Source organism: Zoogloea sp. (assembly GCF_030157465.1).
GTDB lineage: Bacteria > Pseudomonadota > Gammaproteobacteria > Burkholderiales > Rhodocyclaceae > Zoogloea.
Genome location: NZ_JAOAUU010000069.1, coordinates 41,281 through 56,514 on the forward strand (window position 1 = coordinate 41,281; position 15,234 = coordinate 56,514).

Genomic DNA, 15,234 nt, shown 5'->3' on the forward strand with positions numbered 1-15,234 from the left:
AAATATTCAGCATCTGGCACGGGTGGCGCGGCTCGCGGATGACAGCGGCGGCTTGGGGGATTCTGCGGCAAACGGGCGAGCCCGGCGTGAGAACGCGCGGGGTTTGTGCGCTGACGCATGAACACGCTGTGCGGTGGTAGGGCTGTGTGCAGCTTGCGCAGCGCTTGTAGCGGGGTGGCAAGTTTTTCGCGCGGCGGGCGATTGCCTTATTCCTTGGCCGGAATGCCTTCTTTGGTGGGTGCGCGCGAACCTGTGAGGGGCGGATGGCTTTTGTTCAGCCCCGAAATAAAGATGTTTGCACCCGAACATCTTCATTCTGGCCTCGAACATCTTTTGTTTGCATTCGAACATCTTCATTCGGGCAGTGAACATCTTTTGTTTGTGGCCGAAATGCTTTTACTCACCCAAGAAATGCTTTATTCGAGACGCGAGCAGCTTCTACCTGGCCATGAGCAGCTTTATCTCAGCGCTGTACATCGTCTTTCGCGGCGCGGAATCTTTCATTCCAGATCACGCATTCGTGCTTTTTACGGCGAGGGCTTTTCTGAGACTTCTCGCGCCCTTTCCTCACGCATCTCACTGATGCAAGGATCTCCATGATGATCTGCTGCGGGAGCGCCGATGCGCCGTGGAGATCGGGCCACCGCTCCGCTCTTGTTCCCGCATGACCCACCGAAGGCGCCTGCCATCCCAGGCACCAGACGAAAAAAACCCGGCCGCAATTGAGGCCGGGTGGTGGCGCGCGGGGGGATGCGCGCCGAGGTGAAACAGCAGTGAGGCTTATTCGGACTTGGCGACCATGAAGTCGACGATTTCCTTGACTTCGTCGTCCTTGAGCGCGGGGTTGCCGCCCTTGGCCGGCATGGCGCCCTTGGCGCCGTTGTAGCCTTCGGTGGCGTGCTTGTAGAGGGTGTCCTTGCCCTGGGCGATGCGCGGGCCCCAGTCGGCCTTGTCGCCAAGCTTGGGCGCGCCGGCCACGCCGGTCTGGTGGCACATGGCACAGGTTTTCTTGAACAGCTCGGCGCCCTTGCCGGCGTCGACGGCAGCCTGGGCGACGGGAGCCGGGGCTGCCGCAGCGGGTGCAGGTGCCTGGGCTTCGGTCTTGGGGGGTTCGGATTTGCCGCAGGCCGCCAGGAGGCCAACGAGGATCAACGGGAGCAGTTTGCTTGCACGCATGGAATTTTCTCTTTTATCTGGATTGGGGGAGGCTTCGCCCATGGAGCGAAGCATGGGTTAATCGTAACCCGCCCCCCCGCCCGGCTCATTGACCCGAATCAAATTGCCGGTTTTGGGCTTCAATTCAGGCTCTGTCATCGTTGAATATGGACATTCATCAAGCCGACGATGCGCCCTGTGCGGTACAGGGGCCATGTGGGGGCGACTTCAGTCGCCCATCCGCGCGTTGAATCACGACCATTCGTTGATCGGAGTCCGCGGGCGACTGAAGTCGCCCCTACAAGTCGCCCCCACATGAAGCGTGCCCGTAAAAGCCCCTAGCGCGACCGGGCCAGATCCACGTCGGCGCCATTCTTCTCGTCGGTGTAGGGCGTTTGCGGCCGGGGCTGGCTGCCGGCGTAGCAGCTCACGATCACGTTGGAAAGCGGCTTGGCCTTGTGCAGCACCTCGACGGCGCAGCGCCCGAAAACGCTGTCCAGCGTGGCCAGCAGGTTGCGGGCGTAAGGCGTTTCGAGGCGGCCGTCGAGGATCAGGTTGGCGAGCAGCACGCCGTCCGGCGCCAGTGCCCGGCGGGCATCCAGCCAGAATTCGCGGGTGACCAGATGACCGGGAATGGAGGTGTGGCTGCTGAACACATCCACCACCACCCCGTCGTAGCGCCTAGCCGTGGTGCGCACGTAGCGGCGGGCGTCATCCACCACGAATTCGCCGCGGATTGGCGCCTTGAGAAAGCGCGTTTCAGCAATCTCGCGGATCTGCGGATCGATATCCACGAAGGTGTAGCGGTTGGCCGGCTCCCGGTGCGACAGGGTGAAACCACCAGCGCCCAGCACAAGAATCTCGCGGTTCTTGAAGGCCAGCTCGTTCAGCAAAACGTGGCGCAGGTGCTGCACGTAGCGGGCATAGCGGGGCGGCTCGCTGTCGTCGATCAACGAGGCGAGCGAATTGTTCACGAAGAAGGCGCGGGGGTCGACATGCCCGGCGAGCGCCACCGGCGCCACCGCGTAATCGGCATAGGCCGTGTCCTTGACCTCGGAAGGCGGAAACAGGTTGATCGCCAGCGCGGCGGCGCCCGTCAGCCCCAGCGCGCCCCAGCTGCGCCAGCCGCGTGCGGCAAGTCGCAGGCTGCCCAGCACCAGCAGCAGCGCGCAGATCACCACCGCGGCCGACACACCGAGCCACTGCATCACGCCCAGCGACAGGCTTACCGAACCGAGAAAGCTGCCCAGCGTGGACCAGTACAGCGCGTAGCCGCTCGCCTCGCCGGCACGCATGTGCTTCATCAGATTGGTGAGCACCGGCACGGTCTGGCCGAGCAGCCAGGCCAGCGGGCACAGCACGCCGCCGATGAACATCACGTAGGCGACGCCCACCGGCTGCAGGTGGGCGAACAGCCCATCCACCGTAAGCCGCGCCAGCCCGATGCCGGCAAGGAGCGCCGAAATCAGGAAGTTGCGCGCCACCACGGCCGTGAAGCGTTCGCTCACCTTTGCCCCCGACGCATAACCCAGGGCCAGCGCCAGCAGAAAGAAGCCGATAGTCGGCGCCGTCACCACGATGGAGCTGCCCACATGGGGCACCAGCCGGCGCAGCGCGATGACCTCGGCGCCCAGCGAGCAGAAGCCTTCAATGAAAACGATCAGGTAGAGCAGGTGTCGGGGCATGGTCGAATCTTTAAATGATTTCAGCAGGTGATGAGCAAGGCTTGCCGCCAGGCGCTGACCATTGCCGGGTGAAAGGCCTCGTGGCCGCAGCCCTCCACCCACACCAGCCGGCTGCCGGCGATGCGGGCGTGGATGCGCTCGGCGTTGGCCGGTGGGCAAACCTGGTCGAGGCGGCCGTGGATCAGCGTCACCGGCAAACCGGCCAGCGTTTCGCAGGCAGAGAGAAAGGCGGCTTCGTCGAGAAAGCAACCGGCCCGCAGGTAATGGGCCTGAAGGCGGTACTTGAGGACCAGCCGATCAAGCTCGGCGCTGCCCGGCAGCCAGTCGTCAAGCGGGGCCGAAGGCTCGGCGAGCGCGCGCTCGTAACGCGCCCAGGCCAGTGCGGCGGCGCGGGCGGCCGCGTGGTCGGCAGCGTTCAGGCGCACCTGCAGCGCCGCCAGCAGATCATCCCGCTCGCCCTCCGGCACCAAGGCCGCCAATGCCTGCCAGGCGGCCGGGCTCACCTCGGCCAGATCTTGGAAAAACCAGCGCACATTGGCCGCGCCCGGCATGAAAGTGCTGCGCAGCACCAAGCCGGATGTGGCCAAAGGCGTGGCCGCCGCATACGCCAGCGCCAGCGTCGCCCCCCACGACCCGCCGGTAACACGCCAGCGGGCGATGCCCAGGTGGCGGCGCAACAGCTCGATGTCGGCGATCAGGTGGGCCGTGGTGTTGGCGCGGGTTTCGCCGGCAGGCGTCGAGCGTCCGGCCCCGCGCTGGTCGAACAGGATGACCCACTGCCGCGCCGTGTCGTACAGCTCGGCCAGGCGCGGGCTGCAGCCGCTGCCCGGCCCCCCGTGGAGCACCAGCACCGGCTCGCCGGACGGGTTGCCGAGGGTTTCGAAGTACAGCCGGTGCGTGTCCCCGGCGTCGATAAATCCGTTGCTCATCAAAAAAGGCGATGTAACCGTTAGCTGTGGAGTTTTTGCGTCGGTAGCAGGTGCGTTGCTGTGCCTGTGTGGGGGCGACTTCAGTCGCCCATCTGCGCGTGGAATCACAGGCAAGCCGTTATTCAGCCTCCGCGGGCGGCTGAGTTCGCCCCTACATGGCGCCTGCATTTCCACAGACAACGATGACAGAGCCTCAAAAAATGCCCACCCCGACCTGGCCCGAAAATCACGATTTTCGTGAGGCGCGAGTATGCCGCCCTTTGCAACACTGTGCGCCACGGTCATGCCGCCCGGCAGGCCGACAACCGCAATCAAGAATACGGAGACTTCTCATGACCTGGACCACCCCGCAAGCCTGCGACCTGCGTTTCGGCTTTGAAATCACGATGTACATCGCCGCCCGCTAAACCGGCGCTGGCCGTCACCACCCCCCTGGCGGCCAGCCAGGTTCAAAGGCCCGTCATTCACTCCTTGCCTCGCCCATCACCATGCTCATCCGCGTTCTCGGTTCTGCCGCCGGCGGCGGTTTTCCCCAGTGGAACTGCAACTGCGCCAACTGCCGGGGTGTGCGTGCCGGCCAGCCCAATTACCGTCGCCGCACCCAGTCGTCCATCGCGGTGAGCGCCGACGGTGCCGCCTGGACACTCGTCAATGCCTCGCCGGACATCCTGCAGCAGTTCGGGAATTTTGCCGGCAGCTGGCCGGCAAACGGGCTGCGCGGCTGCGGCATCGAATCGGTGGTGCTCGTGGACGCCCAGATCGACCACACCACCGGCCTCTACATGCTGCGCGAAAAAGGCAGCCCGTGGCCCATCTGGACGACCGACCCGGTTCTTGAAGACCTGACCCGCGGCAACCCCATCCTGCACCTGCTCGAACACTACTGCGGCGTAGCCCGCCAGCCGGTGCCGCTCGACGGACGCAGCTTTCACCCGCAGGGCGCCGCCAGCCTCGATTGGCGGGCCATGCCGCTGCTGTCTGCAGCGCCGCCCTACTCGCCCCACCGGGGCAATCCGGTGCCCGGCGACAACATCGGCCTGACGATCCACGACCCGGCCAGCGGCCGCCGCGTGTTTTACGCCCCCGGCCTGGCCGAAGTCGACGATGCGGTTTTCGACGCCATGGCCACGTCCGATTGCGTGATGGTGGACGGCACCTTCTGGACCGACGACGAGATGATCGGCCTCGGGCTGTCAAAGAAGCGCGCCCGCGACATCGGCCACCTGGCCCAGAGCGGCCCCGGCGGCATGATCGAGCAACTCGCCCGCCTGCCAAAGCACGTGCGCCGCATCCTCATTCACATCAACAACACCAACCCGATCCTCGACGAGGACTCGCCCCAGCGCGCAATCCTCAGCGCCGCCGGCATCGAGGTGGCCTTTGACGGCATGGAGATCGAACCGTGATGGAACAACACGCCTGGACACCCGAAGAGTTCGAAGCCCAACTGCGCGACAAGGGCGCGGCCTACCACATCCACCACCCCTTCAACGTCATGCTCAACACCGGCAAGGCCACGCGGGAGCAGATTCAGGGCTGGGTGGCCAACCGCTATTACTACCAGATCATCATTCCGCAAAAGGATGGCGCGGTGCTTTCCAACTGCCCGGACAGGGAAGTGCGCCGCGAATGGATCCAGCGCATCCTCGACCACGACGGCCACGGCGATGACGCCGGCGGCATCGAAGCCTGGCTGCGCCTCGGCCAGGCTGTGGGCCTCACCCGCGAGGAAATCGTCGACCAGCGCCACGTGATTCCCGCCGTGCGCTTCGCCTGCGACGCCTACCTCAATTTTTGCCGCCAGCGCCCGTGGCAGGAATCGGTGTGCTCCAGCCTCACCGAACTCTTCGCCCCCACCATCCACAAACAGCGCCTCGCCAACTGGCCCGAGCACTACCCGTGGATCGAAACCGACGGCCTGCAGTACTTTCGCAACCGCGTCACCCAGGCCCGCCGCGACGTGGAACAAGGCCTCGCCGTCACGCTCGCCTACTTCGACACCCGCGCGCAGCAGCTCAAGGCGCTGGACATCCTCAAGTTCAAGCTCGACATATTGTGGTCGATGAACGACGCGATGATGCTGCGCTACGGCCTCGAAGGCAGCTGCAAGGGCAATGTGTAGGAGCGATGTAGGGGCGACTTCAGTCGCCCATCGGTGCCTGATCAACGAAAAGGCGGGCGACTGAAGTCGCCCCTACAAGTCGCCTCTCCCCCATTGCACAAGAAGGCACCCGGCATGACATCCTCACTCGCCCGCCCGCGCATCAACCGCCTGTTCCGCTTTCAGTGGGAGCCGGCCCAGCAGGCCCACGTGCTGCTCTACCCGGAAGGCATGGTCAAGCTCAACCAGAGCGCCGGCGAAATTCTCAAGCGCTGCGACGGCAGCACAAGCGTGGCCGAAATCGTCGCCGACCTGGAAAGTGCCTTCAACGCAAGCAACCTCGCCGCCGACGTGGACGCCTTCCTGATCATGGCCGACGCGCAAAACTGGATCACCTGGAGCGAAACCTGAAATGAACGCCCCGCTCCTGATCCCCCAGCGTCCCGGCCCCCTGTGGCTGCTCGCCGAAGTCACCTACCGCTGCCCGCTGCACTGCGCGTTTTGCTACAACCCGGTGGACTTCACCCAGGCCGGGCCGGAACTGAGCACCGACGACTGGCTCAAGGTAATCCGTCAGGCGCGCGAACTCGGTGCCGCTCAGTTCGGCATCTCCGGCGGCGAGCCGCTGCTGCGGGACGACATCGAAATCCTCGTCGCCGAGGCGCGCCAGCTCGGCTTCTACACCAACCTCATCACCTCCGGCGTCGGCCTCACCGAAGCCCGGCTCGCGGCGCTCAAGGCAGCCGGGCTCGATCACATCCAGTTGTCCTTCCAGGACGCCACCCGCGAAGCCAACGATCTCATCACCAACACCCGCACTTTCGATCTGAAGCGCAAGGTCGCGGCCATGACCAAGGCCGCCGGCTACCCCACGGTGATCAACTGCGTGCTCCACCGCAGCAACATCGACCACCTCGACCGCATCATCGAAATGGCCGTCGAAATCGGTGCCGAATACCTCGAACTGGCCAACACCCAGTACCACGGCTGGGCCTTCCTCAACCGCCAGTCCCTGATGCCCACCGAAGCCCAGCTGGCCGAAGCCGAAGCCGTCACCGAACGCTGGCGCCAGCGCCTGGGCAAGACAATGCGCATTCTCTTTGTCACGCCCGACTATCAATCGAAAAAACCCAAAAAGTGCATGAACGGCTGGGGCGAAGTCTTCCTGTCCGTCACCCCCGACGGCCTCGCCCTGCCCTGCCACACCGCGCGCATGCTGCCGGGGCTGGAATTCCCCGACGTGCGCGAGCATGACATCGACTGGATCTGGCACGAATCGCCGCTGTTCAACCGCTTCCGCGGCACCGCCTGGCTGCCGGAAACCTGCCAGAGCTGCGACGAAAAAGACAACGACCACGGCGGCTGCCGCTGCCAGGCCTTCATGCTCACCGGCGATGCCGGCGCCACCGACCCGGTGTGCCCCAAATCCCCCGATCACGCCCTCATCGACGCCGCGCTGGCCGAAGCCGAGCGCCCCGGCACGGTCAAACCCCTCGTTTTCCGCGACCCGAAAAACGCCGTCAAGCTGGGACGCGCCTTCTGACAAGCAGACGGCCGGGAGCGCCATGTTAAAATTGCCGGAAGTTCACCTCTACTTCCATGCCTTTTTTCAGACTCCGCCCCACCCTGATTGCCGTCGCGGCAGCCCTTGCCGCCAGCGCATGCACCACGTCCCCCGTGGCCCCGGCAGCCCCCGCCACGCCAGCCCCCCAAGGCCCTGAAAAGCCGCCCAGCGCGGGCGCGCCCACCAGCCGTCCGCCCCCGGTTGCGCCGCCCAAGGCCAAAGCTGCGCGCAGCGACAAGTACATAACCCCACGACCGGACAAACCGGGCAGCCGCGCCGATTCGGCAGGCGACGACGACACCCCCGAGGCCCCGTTCCGCGGGCCGGCATGGCTGTCCCTGTGCATCAACCGGCAGACCGAAGCCGGCCTGGTTCGCTGCGACGCCAACGATCTCATCACCCAGCCGTCACCCCAGGTCAAGGTCTTCACCCGCGATCCGGCCGCCGCCATCCGCACCGCAAGCGGCACCATCCAGCTGCGCACCAACCTCCCCTACAAGTACCGTTTCTTCGTCGTTCCCTGACACGCGCCGGCAACATGGCTGCAACACAGCGACGATTCAATGGCATCGACACTTGGCCAGCTGCGCCAAAAGGGAGATGCCATCACGCACGAACTCAGCATTACCGCGCTCGAGCCCGGCGACGACGCCAGCCGGGATGCGGCCGCCCACATCCTGTTCGTCGCCTTCGACAACCCGGAACGCTACAGCCGGGCGCGCATCACCGAACAGCTGACGCCCGCCGTGCAGCCCTTCTACCGCCACTTCCTCATCGCCCGCCACGGTGACGAGGTCGTCGGCATCGGCGGCATCAAGGCCGCCGACTGGGCCAGCGACACCCACATCCTGTATCTCTCGGCCGTTACCGAACACGCCCGCGGCCAGGGCATCGCCCGCGCCCTGATCGCCGCACGCATTGCCTGGGCCATGGAAAACTTCACCGCTGGCCGCCTGCTGGTATCCACCGCCCGCCCGCGGCGCTTCGCCCGGCTCGGCTTCCGGCTGATGGGCAAACGGGAAGCCGCCGGACGCCGCCTGATGCTGATGGAGTTCTAGCCCCCACAGCGAATTCCGGTGCTGCGCCAAGGCCTTGTATAATCGCGGGCTTTCCAGCAATCGCCGCACCCAAGCCATGTCCGCAGCCGTCCAGCAAATCGCCCGCCGTCGCACCTTCGCGATCATCTCCCACCCTGACGCGGGCAAGACCACGCTGACCGAAAAGCTGCTCTGGTTCGGCGGCGCAATCCAGGTCGCCGGCGAAATCCGCGCCCGCAAGGCCGCCCGCCACGCCACCTCCGACTGGATGGAACTCGAAAAGCAGCGCGGCATCTCGGTCACCTCGTCGGTGATGCAGTTTCCCTACCGCGACTGCGTCATCAACCTGCTCGACACCCCGGGCCACGAAGACTTCTCCGAAGACACCTACCGCACCCTCACCGCCGTCGACTCCGCGGTCATGGTGATCGACTCGGTGAACGGCGTCGAAGCGCAAACCATCAAGCTGCTCGCCGTGTGCCGCCTGCGCGACACGCCCATCATCACCTTCATCAACAAGCTCGACCGCGAGGGCCGCGAGCCCATCGACCTGCTCGACGAAATCGAATCCGTGCTGGGCATGCAGTGCGCCCCCATGACCTGGCCGATCGGCATGGGCAAGCGCTTCCGCGGCGTCTATCACCTCTACAACGACACCATCCAGTTCTTCGACCCGCAGGCCGAAAAAGGCACCTCGGAAATCATCCAGGGCCTCGACAACCCGCGCCTCGACGAAGTGATCGGCGACCAGGCGATCGAGCTGCGCACCGACATCGAACTGGTGCGCGGCGCCTCCCACACCTTCGACCGCGAAGCCTACCTGGCCGGCAAGCAGTGCCCGGTGTTCTTCGGCTCGGCGGTCAACAACTTCGGCGTGCAAAGCCTCCTCGACGCCGTCGTCGATCTTTCGCCCGCGCCGCTGCCGCGCCCGGCCAAGAGCCGCAAGGTCGAGCCCATCGAGCCCAAGTTTTCCGGCTTCGTGTTCAAGATCCAGGCCAACATGGACCCGAAGCACCGTGACCGCATCGCCTTCATCCGCGTCTGCGCCGGCCGTTTCGAACGCGGCGGCAAGCTCAAGCAGGTGTCCACCGGCAAGAGCCTCGCCATCAACAACGCCATCACCTTCATGGCGCAAGACCGCAACACCACCGACGAAGCCTGGGCCGGCGACATCATCGGCATTCCCAACCACGGCACCATCCACCTCGGCGACACCTTCACCGAAGGCGAAGACCTGCAATTCACCGGCATCCCCAGCTTTGCCCCGGAATACTTCCGCCGCGCCCAGATCAAGAACCCGCTCAAGATGAAGCAGCTGCAAAAAGGCCTCGAGCAGCTCGCCCAGGAAGGCGCCACCCAGCTCTTCCGCCCCACCACCACCAACGAACTCATCCTCGGCGCCGTCGGCACCCTGCAGTTCGACGTGGTGGCCCACCGGCTCGAGTTCGAATACGGCGTCGATGTCATGTTCGAATCCTGCAGCTACGCCACCGCCCGCTGGCTGCGCGGCTCCGAAGCCGACCTGCGCGCCCTGGCCGACAAATCCCCGGCCAACATGGCCTTCGACGGCAACGGCGACTACGTCTACCTCGCCCCCAACCGGGTCAACCTGCAAATGGCCCAGGAACGCTTCCCGAACATCAAGTTTCTGGAAACGCGCGAGATTTACTGAAATCCCGGAAGCGGGCTACACCCTGTGGGGGCGACAGAAGTCGCCCCCTTTTCGTTGATCCGGCACCGATGGGCGACGCAAGTCGCCCATCGCAAAAGCGTTGTTGCATAACTCTTGCGAAAGCAAAGTAGCCCCAACCCCATCACCGGCATGCCAAGCCGGTTGAACGTATTCAGAATCGCGCAGCGCACATGCACCTCGGCAGCCTGCCCCTCCCCCAATAACTTGAAGCGCCGCAGTGTGGGATAGCTTGACGCTGGGCATCGGGAGAAAAACTGTGACACTTCATTACTTCACTTCAACCGAACGTCAGCAGCAACTCCGCACGCTGGCCGAGGCCCTGGAGCGATTCCTGGCTGAATTGGAGTTGTCCGGCCACTATCAAGAGCAACTTTCCGCCTACCAGGCCTCTTTTGCGGAGGCACGGCGCCTGTTGGAAAATGGCTTCAATCAAGAAGACCTGAGTTCCCTCAGTCGCAATGTTCCGCGGCTATTCTGGTTACACAAGGATTGGTTGCCTCCGCTTGAAAAATCCAAAAACAAAGACGGCGGACTTTCAGAGCCCGCATGGTTTCAGCGGCTCGCCCCCGTTGAGGAGCAGGTCAGCGCTGCCGCAGAAAGACTGAGAGTCATCGGTGAGTATTGAAGGCTCAATGCCCAGCCCTCTAACTTCAAAAGGAACCCAAGCAATCATGCACAACTCAGTTCTTGCATTCTGGTTTGAAGAAATCGAACCGAAGATGTGGTGGGTGGCGGATGCGGTGTTTGATGATCAGATCCGACAGCGGTTTGGCTCACTGCTGGCTCAGGCTTCGCAAGGTGAGTTGTATGTTTGGCGCAATGAGGCAAAAGGTCGACTCGCGGAAATCATCGTGCTGGACCAGTTTTCCCGAAACATTCATCGCAACACTCCGGCTGCGTTCTCGCAGGATTCAATGGCGCTGGTTCTGGCTCAGGAGGCGGTCGCGGCGGGTTTTTATACGCAGCTATCCGAAACGGAGCGGGCATTCTTGTTGATGCCGTACATGCACAGTGAGTCAAGGCTCATCCATGTAGAGGCTGAACGCCTGTATCGCGAATACGCTCCGGCCGGCAACTATCAATTCGAGCTTAAACACAAGGCCATCATTGACCGTTTTGGACGTTACCCGCACCGCAACCAGATACTTGGCCGCGAATCCACGTCAGAAGAAATCGAGTTTTTGAAACAGCCGGGCTCGCGTTTTTGAGTGTCCGGTTTTTTTGTGGGTTTGACGCGGGCCAATCCCCTTACGCACAGCACAGGCATCGTAAAAATCACCCATGACCGGACTTGTTGTTTTAGCGCTCGCAGCGGCTTGGTTGTTCGTGTCCGCCAGGGTTGCGCGCTGCGTGGCTCGTGCGATCAGACGGCCATATGTCTCGTTCATCAGTGCCGTCTTCACCTTTCTTGCTCTTACAATACTTCCCTTTGTGGACGAAATAGTCGGCCGTTCGCAGTTTCAGCACCTTTGCGCACAAGAGGCAGCGGTATGGGCAAGCCCTGACGCTGCCAGGGTGATCGCGGCAAAGCAGCGCATTAGTTTTTCCGACCGCAAGGGATTGATTTTCCCGGTTCGGGAACAGACAAGCGCATACATCGATTCGGCGACCGGAATGGTCTTCTACTCCGTCACGTCCTTCCACACTCCGGGTGGATTCTTGATGCGAGGGGGGCTCGGCATGGGGAATTCAAAGTCATGCTGGCCCGAAACCCGGAGTGAAAAGGAATTGGGCCTGGATATCGACGCGATGCTGAGGCGCGGCGAGCGGTGATGCGCAATATTTTCAACGATCAGATTTACGACCGCCCGGACGTTTCATTCGGCGATGACTGCGCCCACACCCGACAGGCGCCCCGAAAATCGGGGATCGCCGGCCGCAAGCGAAACCACGCTGCGTTGTTCCCCCTCACGGCCGGTGATGCCCCGCCCCGTTCAATTCGGCGCGGTCCCCTTGTCTGCTCCCGCACTATCTCCGCCGGAGGCGTCCACGAAGGGCGGGCTGTCCTGTAGCAGATCCGAGTAGTACACCTGCCCGGCATCGGTGCGATAGCCGTCGGCGGTCTTGATGGCCTGGGGTTCGACGCCGATCTTCAGCGACGGCACATACACGCCGGGCTTGTCCGGGTCGACCGGGCGCAGCACGACGGCCATGCGCACGCTTACCGGCACGCCGCGGGAATCATTGGCGATGCGCTTGGTGACATCGTCCAGCATGTCCTTCGGCGCGCGCAGCGCCCGCCCCGCTCCGTCTGCCAGTTGCACGCGGGGCCAGGTGGCTTTTACGAGGCTCATGCGTTTGGCGTCCGCCGAACTCACGCGCAGATAGCTGCCTTCGACCAGCACACCGCCCACCGCACGCAGCAAGGTGGTGGTGCCGCCTTCGGCCATGATCGGCGTGCCGGCGGCGGTGGCTGCCGTTGGGGTCGCCGCGCGGGGATCGGTCTTAGTGAGGATCTCCCGGAAGTCGGTAAACATCACCTGCTCGGCCGGAATGCCGAGCTTTTGGGCCAGCGCGTCGTGGGATGCGCGGATGCTCTTGATGCGGCGCGTAAAGGTGCTCCGCGCAACGGGCTTCACGTCTGTCATGCGCCAGGCCACGTAGATGCGCCCGGCTTTCGGCTCGAACTTATAGACCGCGTCGCCCGCGTCGACGAAGTCGCCGGACTTGTCGGGGTCGCGGCTGCGCAAACTGAAAAATTTTTCAAGTTCGGCGCTGTTGGTGATCGCCAGCGGCTTTTCGTTGGCGGTAGCTGCGCGCACCCGCTCCATCACGCGGGCAAGCTCGGCGCTGTCGATGGGCGGCAAGGCCATGCGCACGGCCTCCGCGTAGTTTCTGGAAAACTTGCCGACCGCTGCGGCCGGCGTGCCCAGCGGGTTGTCCGGGCTTTGCGCCCACGCGGGTGCCCCGGCCGTCGCAAAGGCCAGCACCAGCAGGGATGCGATATATCGCGTTTTCATGACCAATCCTCCTGGTGTCGGGTCAGTTGGGCAGCGCCGGGCCGTCATCCGGGTTGCAGCCGGAATTCCAGCGCGTGTGCATCCAGTTGGGCGTGGGGTGGGCCCAGTGGCCGTTGTAGGTTTCGTCGTGGATGGCCTGGGCTGCCGCTGCCGTTGCGCCAAAGCCGACCGCAACCGGACAGATGGTCTTGTAGGAGTTGTACCAGTGGTCCACGTGGTGCATGTTGTCGAGCCAGGCGCGGGCAACGCCGCGGGAGTTCATGGCCTCGCTGGCCAGATCGCGGTATTCATCCACGTACGACGAGCCGATGTACATGAGGCCGTGAAAGCCTGTAACCACATGCACTCCGGCAGCCGCATCGAACCATTGGGTGCGCTGGTCGTAGCGGATGCTGTTGCACGACGAGAGGTGCATGAAGCGCAGCCAGCCGCCGGAACTCCAGCCCAGCCGCATCTTGCTGGAACTGGCCGAGCAGCTCCCGTCGGCGTCTTTGTCGTAGATCGTGCCGGTCCAGCGGCCCGAACCCCAGCCGCCGTGCAGGCACATCAGGCCGGCGTCGTTCCAGTCGATGCCGCTGCCGGTGTCGTCGATGCCCCAGGGCTTGGCACTGTTGTCGGCATAGCGGTTGCCCTGGACAAGATGGAAGTTGCGCCACCACTGCACCCATCCCTTGTCGCCCATCTTGTGGCGCCAGGCCATGCACATGTCGTCCCACCAGTCACGCTGGGATCCACTGCACTGCCCGCCCCAGGTGGTGATCGCCGACGACCCGGCATACTGGGCCCCCACATCGGGCGCCAGGCTCGCCGCCAGCAGGCAAACCATCCAGGCCCTTGCGCGCCGTGTCGATTTAGCTGTTGCTCGCATGCTGCATCCTCCTTACAGATGCCCTCCAGCCGGCGGAGCTGCTGAGAGCAGGCGGTCAATACCGATGGTATCCGCCGGACCCCGGGCGCCTGCGTTCGACGCCTCTTCCTTGCTCGAACCTGGAAACAACACCTGGCCTTCCACCGTCTGGCGGAGGGCATCGTCACGGGGTTTGCTGTCGTTAGCGGGGCTTTCCAGGTCGAATCAGCCCGTCATGTGACCCCGTTGCTTCCAGCATAGACCACACCAGAACACAAATTTGGCAGCCCGCAGGCCACGCCCACGGGCCTTGCCTTGTCGCATGCTGCGCGCGGCTTCTTTGTCGCCAAGGATGGCAAGCACGTGGCCATCGAATGGTCACGGATGATTTTGCGTAGGGGCGACTTCAGTCGCCCGCGGACTTCGATCAGAGGCATGCCGATGATTAACGTGCGATGGGCGACTGAAGTCGCCCCTACGGTTTGTCGTGTGCAATCACGGTCACTGGCGGGCCCGCCGGGCTTTGAGGGTCTTGCCTGTCGGTGGGAAAGCACTCTCCCGCTTTTGCGCTCGCCGGTAATTCGTTCGAGCTCGAACCGTTGAGCCTTGCTAGCTGGTTTTCCCGTATTTTGCGTAACGTTGGCCGGGGACTCGCCCCCGGCGGGCGACATCCTTTCTTGTTGCACGACAAGAAAGGATGCAAAGAAGCGTGCCCCGCTGCCGCGCCCCCTTCGGGGGTTCCCGCCCACGGTCGGATTTGCACATCCGACCGGCTACGGTGGCGCGGAGCATGCTCCGCGAAACCCCACCTCCGCCCTTCCGGGCGCGCCGGGCGGGGTCTTCGCAAACTCGCCCTGCGGGCTCAAACATGCGAAGCCCTTCTTCCGCCCGTCCCACCCTCCAGTCGGCACGTCAGAGGGGACAGAAAAGGCAGGTGATCAACGATCAGTCGCCCAGCCCTGTATCAGTAAAGGCTCGGTGTCCGTGAAAGCCCGTCTGAACCTTTGATCCGCGCAGCAACGGGCGGGGAAGTCCGGCGCAGCTGTCTGAGCCCGCAGGGCGAGTTCTGCGCCGGCCGCCCGTTGTGAGCAGCGCAGGGGAGTCGGCCGAAGGCCGACCGGTGAAGCCGGGTCGCCTTCTTTGCCTACTTTCTTGGCGAAGCAAGAAAGTAGGGCGCCCGCGGGGGCGCGACCCCGCCAACGTCACGCCAAACAACGGAACGCCGTTCAGTAACGGCAAACCCACCAAGTCTGGAGAGCCTTG

At 64.0% G+C, this 15,234-nt stretch carries 17 protein-coding genes; 12 read left to right on the forward strand and 5 right to left on the reverse strand.

Annotation, left to right across the window (positions count from 1 at the left end; genetic code table 11):
* Positions 1–117 precede the first annotated feature (117 nt).
* A complete protein-coding gene (locus tag Q1W26_RS09305) occupies positions 118–600 on the forward strand; it encodes a hypothetical protein (RefSeq protein WP_300438880.1) in 483 nt (160 codons plus the stop codon).
* A 180-nt stretch (positions 601–780) separates the two neighbouring features.
* Here the strand turns inward: Q1W26_RS09305 and Q1W26_RS09310 are convergent, their stop codons facing one another.
* The 3 genes from Q1W26_RS09310 to Q1W26_RS09320 form a co-directional block, all read right to left on the reverse strand.
* Positions 781–1,176: a c-type cytochrome gene (locus Q1W26_RS09310; protein WP_300438883.1), complete on the reverse strand. Its 396-nt coding sequence runs from the start codon at positions 1,174–1,176 to the stop codon at positions 781–783.
* Between the two features lie 317 nt (positions 1,177–1,493).
* Complete coding sequence (locus tag Q1W26_RS09315; RefSeq protein WP_300438886.1) at positions 1,494–2,840, reverse strand: fused MFS/spermidine synthase; 1,347 nt, start codon at positions 2,838–2,840, stop codon at positions 1,494–1,496.
* A 20-nt stretch (positions 2,841–2,860) separates the two neighbouring features.
* The gene (locus tag Q1W26_RS09320; RefSeq protein ID WP_300438889.1) at positions 2,861–3,769 is read right to left on the reverse strand and encodes an alpha/beta fold hydrolase; all 909 of its coding nucleotides are present in this window, start codon (positions 3,767–3,769) and stop codon (positions 2,861–2,863) included.
* Between the two features lie 332 nt (positions 3,770–4,101).
* Here Q1W26_RS09320 and pqqA point away from each other — a divergent pair, with 332 nt between their 5' ends.
* From pqqA to Q1W26_RS09375, 11 genes are all read left to right on the forward strand, one after another.
* On the forward strand, positions 4,102–4,176 hold the full coding sequence (gene pqqA / locus Q1W26_RS09325) for a pyrroloquinoline quinone precursor peptide PqqA (RefSeq protein WP_300438928.1): 75 nt from the start codon (positions 4,102–4,104) through the stop codon (positions 4,174–4,176).
* Between the two features lie 81 nt (positions 4,177–4,257).
* A complete protein-coding gene (gene pqqB, locus Q1W26_RS09330; protein WP_300438895.1) occupies positions 4,258–5,175 on the forward strand; it encodes a pyrroloquinoline quinone biosynthesis protein PqqB in 918 nt (305 codons plus the stop codon).
* Positions 5,175–5,891, forward strand: a complete 717-nt coding sequence (pqqC, locus tag Q1W26_RS09335) for a pyrroloquinoline-quinone synthase PqqC (RefSeq protein ID WP_300438930.1) — start codon at positions 5,175–5,177, stop codon at positions 5,889–5,891. Before pqqB ends, pqqC begins: the two co-directional genes overlap by 1 nt.
* 114 nt (positions 5,892–6,005) lie before the next feature.
* Positions 6,006–6,281 (forward strand): pyrroloquinoline quinone biosynthesis peptide chaperone PqqD, encoded by a 276-nt coding sequence (pqqD, locus tag Q1W26_RS09340; RefSeq protein WP_300438898.1) that lies wholly within the window; start codon positions 6,006–6,008, stop codon positions 6,279–6,281.
* Between the two features lies 1 nt (position 6,282).
* On the forward strand, positions 6,283–7,413 hold the full coding sequence (gene pqqE / locus Q1W26_RS09345; RefSeq protein WP_300438901.1) for a pyrroloquinoline quinone biosynthesis protein PqqE: 1,131 nt from the start codon (positions 6,283–6,285) through the stop codon (positions 7,411–7,413).
* A gap of 56 nt (positions 7,414–7,469) precedes the next feature.
* Positions 7,470–7,958 carry a hypothetical protein gene (locus Q1W26_RS09350; protein ID WP_300438903.1) on the forward strand — a complete coding sequence of 163 codons (489 nt, stop codon included), beginning with the start codon at positions 7,470–7,472 and terminating at the stop codon, positions 7,956–7,958.
* 39 nt (positions 7,959–7,997) lie between these two features.
* The gene (locus Q1W26_RS09355) at positions 7,998–8,492 is read left to right on the forward strand and encodes a GNAT family N-acetyltransferase (protein WP_300438906.1); all 495 of its coding nucleotides are present in this window, start codon (positions 7,998–8,000) and stop codon (positions 8,490–8,492) included.
* 76 nt (positions 8,493–8,568) lie between these two features.
* Positions 8,569–10,143 (forward strand): peptide chain release factor 3, encoded by a 1,575-nt coding sequence (locus Q1W26_RS09360; protein WP_300438909.1) that lies wholly within the window; start codon positions 8,569–8,571, stop codon positions 10,141–10,143.
* Between the two features lie 250 nt (positions 10,144–10,393).
* The gene (locus tag Q1W26_RS09365; protein WP_300438912.1) at positions 10,394–10,789 is read left to right on the forward strand and encodes a hypothetical protein; all 396 of its coding nucleotides are present in this window, start codon (positions 10,394–10,396) and stop codon (positions 10,787–10,789) included.
* A gap of 46 nt (positions 10,790–10,835) precedes the next feature.
* Positions 10,836–11,372, forward strand: a complete 537-nt coding sequence (locus tag Q1W26_RS09370) for a DUF924 family protein (protein ID WP_300438914.1) — start codon at positions 10,836–10,838, stop codon at positions 11,370–11,372.
* Between the two features lie 73 nt (positions 11,373–11,445).
* Positions 11,446–11,937: a hypothetical protein gene (locus Q1W26_RS09375; protein WP_300438917.1), complete on the forward strand. Its 492-nt coding sequence runs from the start codon at positions 11,446–11,448 to the stop codon at positions 11,935–11,937.
* Between the two features lie 161 nt (positions 11,938–12,098).
* Here the strand turns inward: Q1W26_RS09375 and Q1W26_RS09380 are convergent, their stop codons facing one another.
* Positions 12,099–13,124 (reverse strand): hypothetical protein, encoded by a 1,026-nt coding sequence (locus Q1W26_RS09380; RefSeq protein WP_300438920.1) that lies wholly within the window; start codon positions 13,122–13,124, stop codon positions 12,099–12,101.
* A 22-nt stretch (positions 13,125–13,146) separates the two neighbouring features.
* Positions 13,147–13,992, reverse strand: coding sequence for a hypothetical protein (locus tag Q1W26_RS09385; RefSeq protein WP_300438922.1), 846 nt, complete (start codon positions 13,990–13,992; stop codon positions 13,147–13,149).
* Between the last annotated feature and the right edge of the window lie 1,242 nt (positions 13,993–15,234).

Bases quoted from the DNA above. Each gene is read 5' to 3' on its own strand.
- Q1W26_RS09385 (WP_300438922.1), bottom strand. From the start codon at position 13,992: ATGCGAGCAACAGCTAAATCGACACGGCGCGCAAGGGCCTGGATGGTT.
- Q1W26_RS09350 (WP_300438903.1), top strand. From the start codon at position 7,470: ATGCCTTTTTTCAGACTCCGCCCCACCCTGATTGCCGTCGCGGCAGCC.
- Q1W26_RS09320 (WP_300438889.1), bottom strand. From the start codon at position 3,769: ATGAGCAACGGATTTATCGACGCCGGGGACACGCACCGGCTGTACTTC.
- Q1W26_RS09370 (WP_300438914.1), top strand. From the start codon at position 10,836: ATGCACAACTCAGTTCTTGCATTCTGGTTTGAAGAAATCGAACCGAAG.
- Q1W26_RS09305 (WP_300438880.1), top strand. From the start codon at position 118: ATGAACACGCTGTGCGGTGGTAGGGCTGTGTGCAGCTTGCGCAGCGCT.
- Q1W26_RS09375 (WP_300438917.1), top strand. From the start codon at position 11,446: ATGACCGGACTTGTTGTTTTAGCGCTCGCAGCGGCTTGGTTGTTCGTG.
- Q1W26_RS09315 (WP_300438886.1), bottom strand. From the start codon at position 2,840: ATGCCCCGACACCTGCTCTACCTGATCGTTTTCATTGAAGGCTTCTGC.
- pqqD (WP_300438898.1), top strand. From the start codon at position 6,006: ATGACATCCTCACTCGCCCGCCCGCGCATCAACCGCCTGTTCCGCTTT.
- pqqE (WP_300438901.1), top strand. From the start codon at position 6,283: ATGAACGCCCCGCTCCTGATCCCCCAGCGTCCCGGCCCCCTGTGGCTG.
- Q1W26_RS09380 (WP_300438920.1), bottom strand. From the start codon at position 13,124: ATGAAAACGCGATATATCGCATCCCTGCTGGTGCTGGCCTTTGCGACG.
- pqqC (WP_300438930.1), top strand. From the start codon at position 5,175: ATGGAACAACACGCCTGGACACCCGAAGAGTTCGAAGCCCAACTGCGC.
- pqqB (WP_300438895.1), top strand. From the start codon at position 4,258: ATGCTCATCCGCGTTCTCGGTTCTGCCGCCGGCGGCGGTTTTCCCCAG.
- Q1W26_RS09310 (WP_300438883.1), bottom strand. From the start codon at position 1,176: ATGCGTGCAAGCAAACTGCTCCCGTTGATCCTCGTTGGCCTCCTGGCG.
- Q1W26_RS09355 (WP_300438906.1), top strand. From the start codon at position 7,998: ATGGCATCGACACTTGGCCAGCTGCGCCAAAAGGGAGATGCCATCACG.
- Q1W26_RS09360 (WP_300438909.1), top strand. From the start codon at position 8,569: ATGTCCGCAGCCGTCCAGCAAATCGCCCGCCGTCGCACCTTCGCGATC.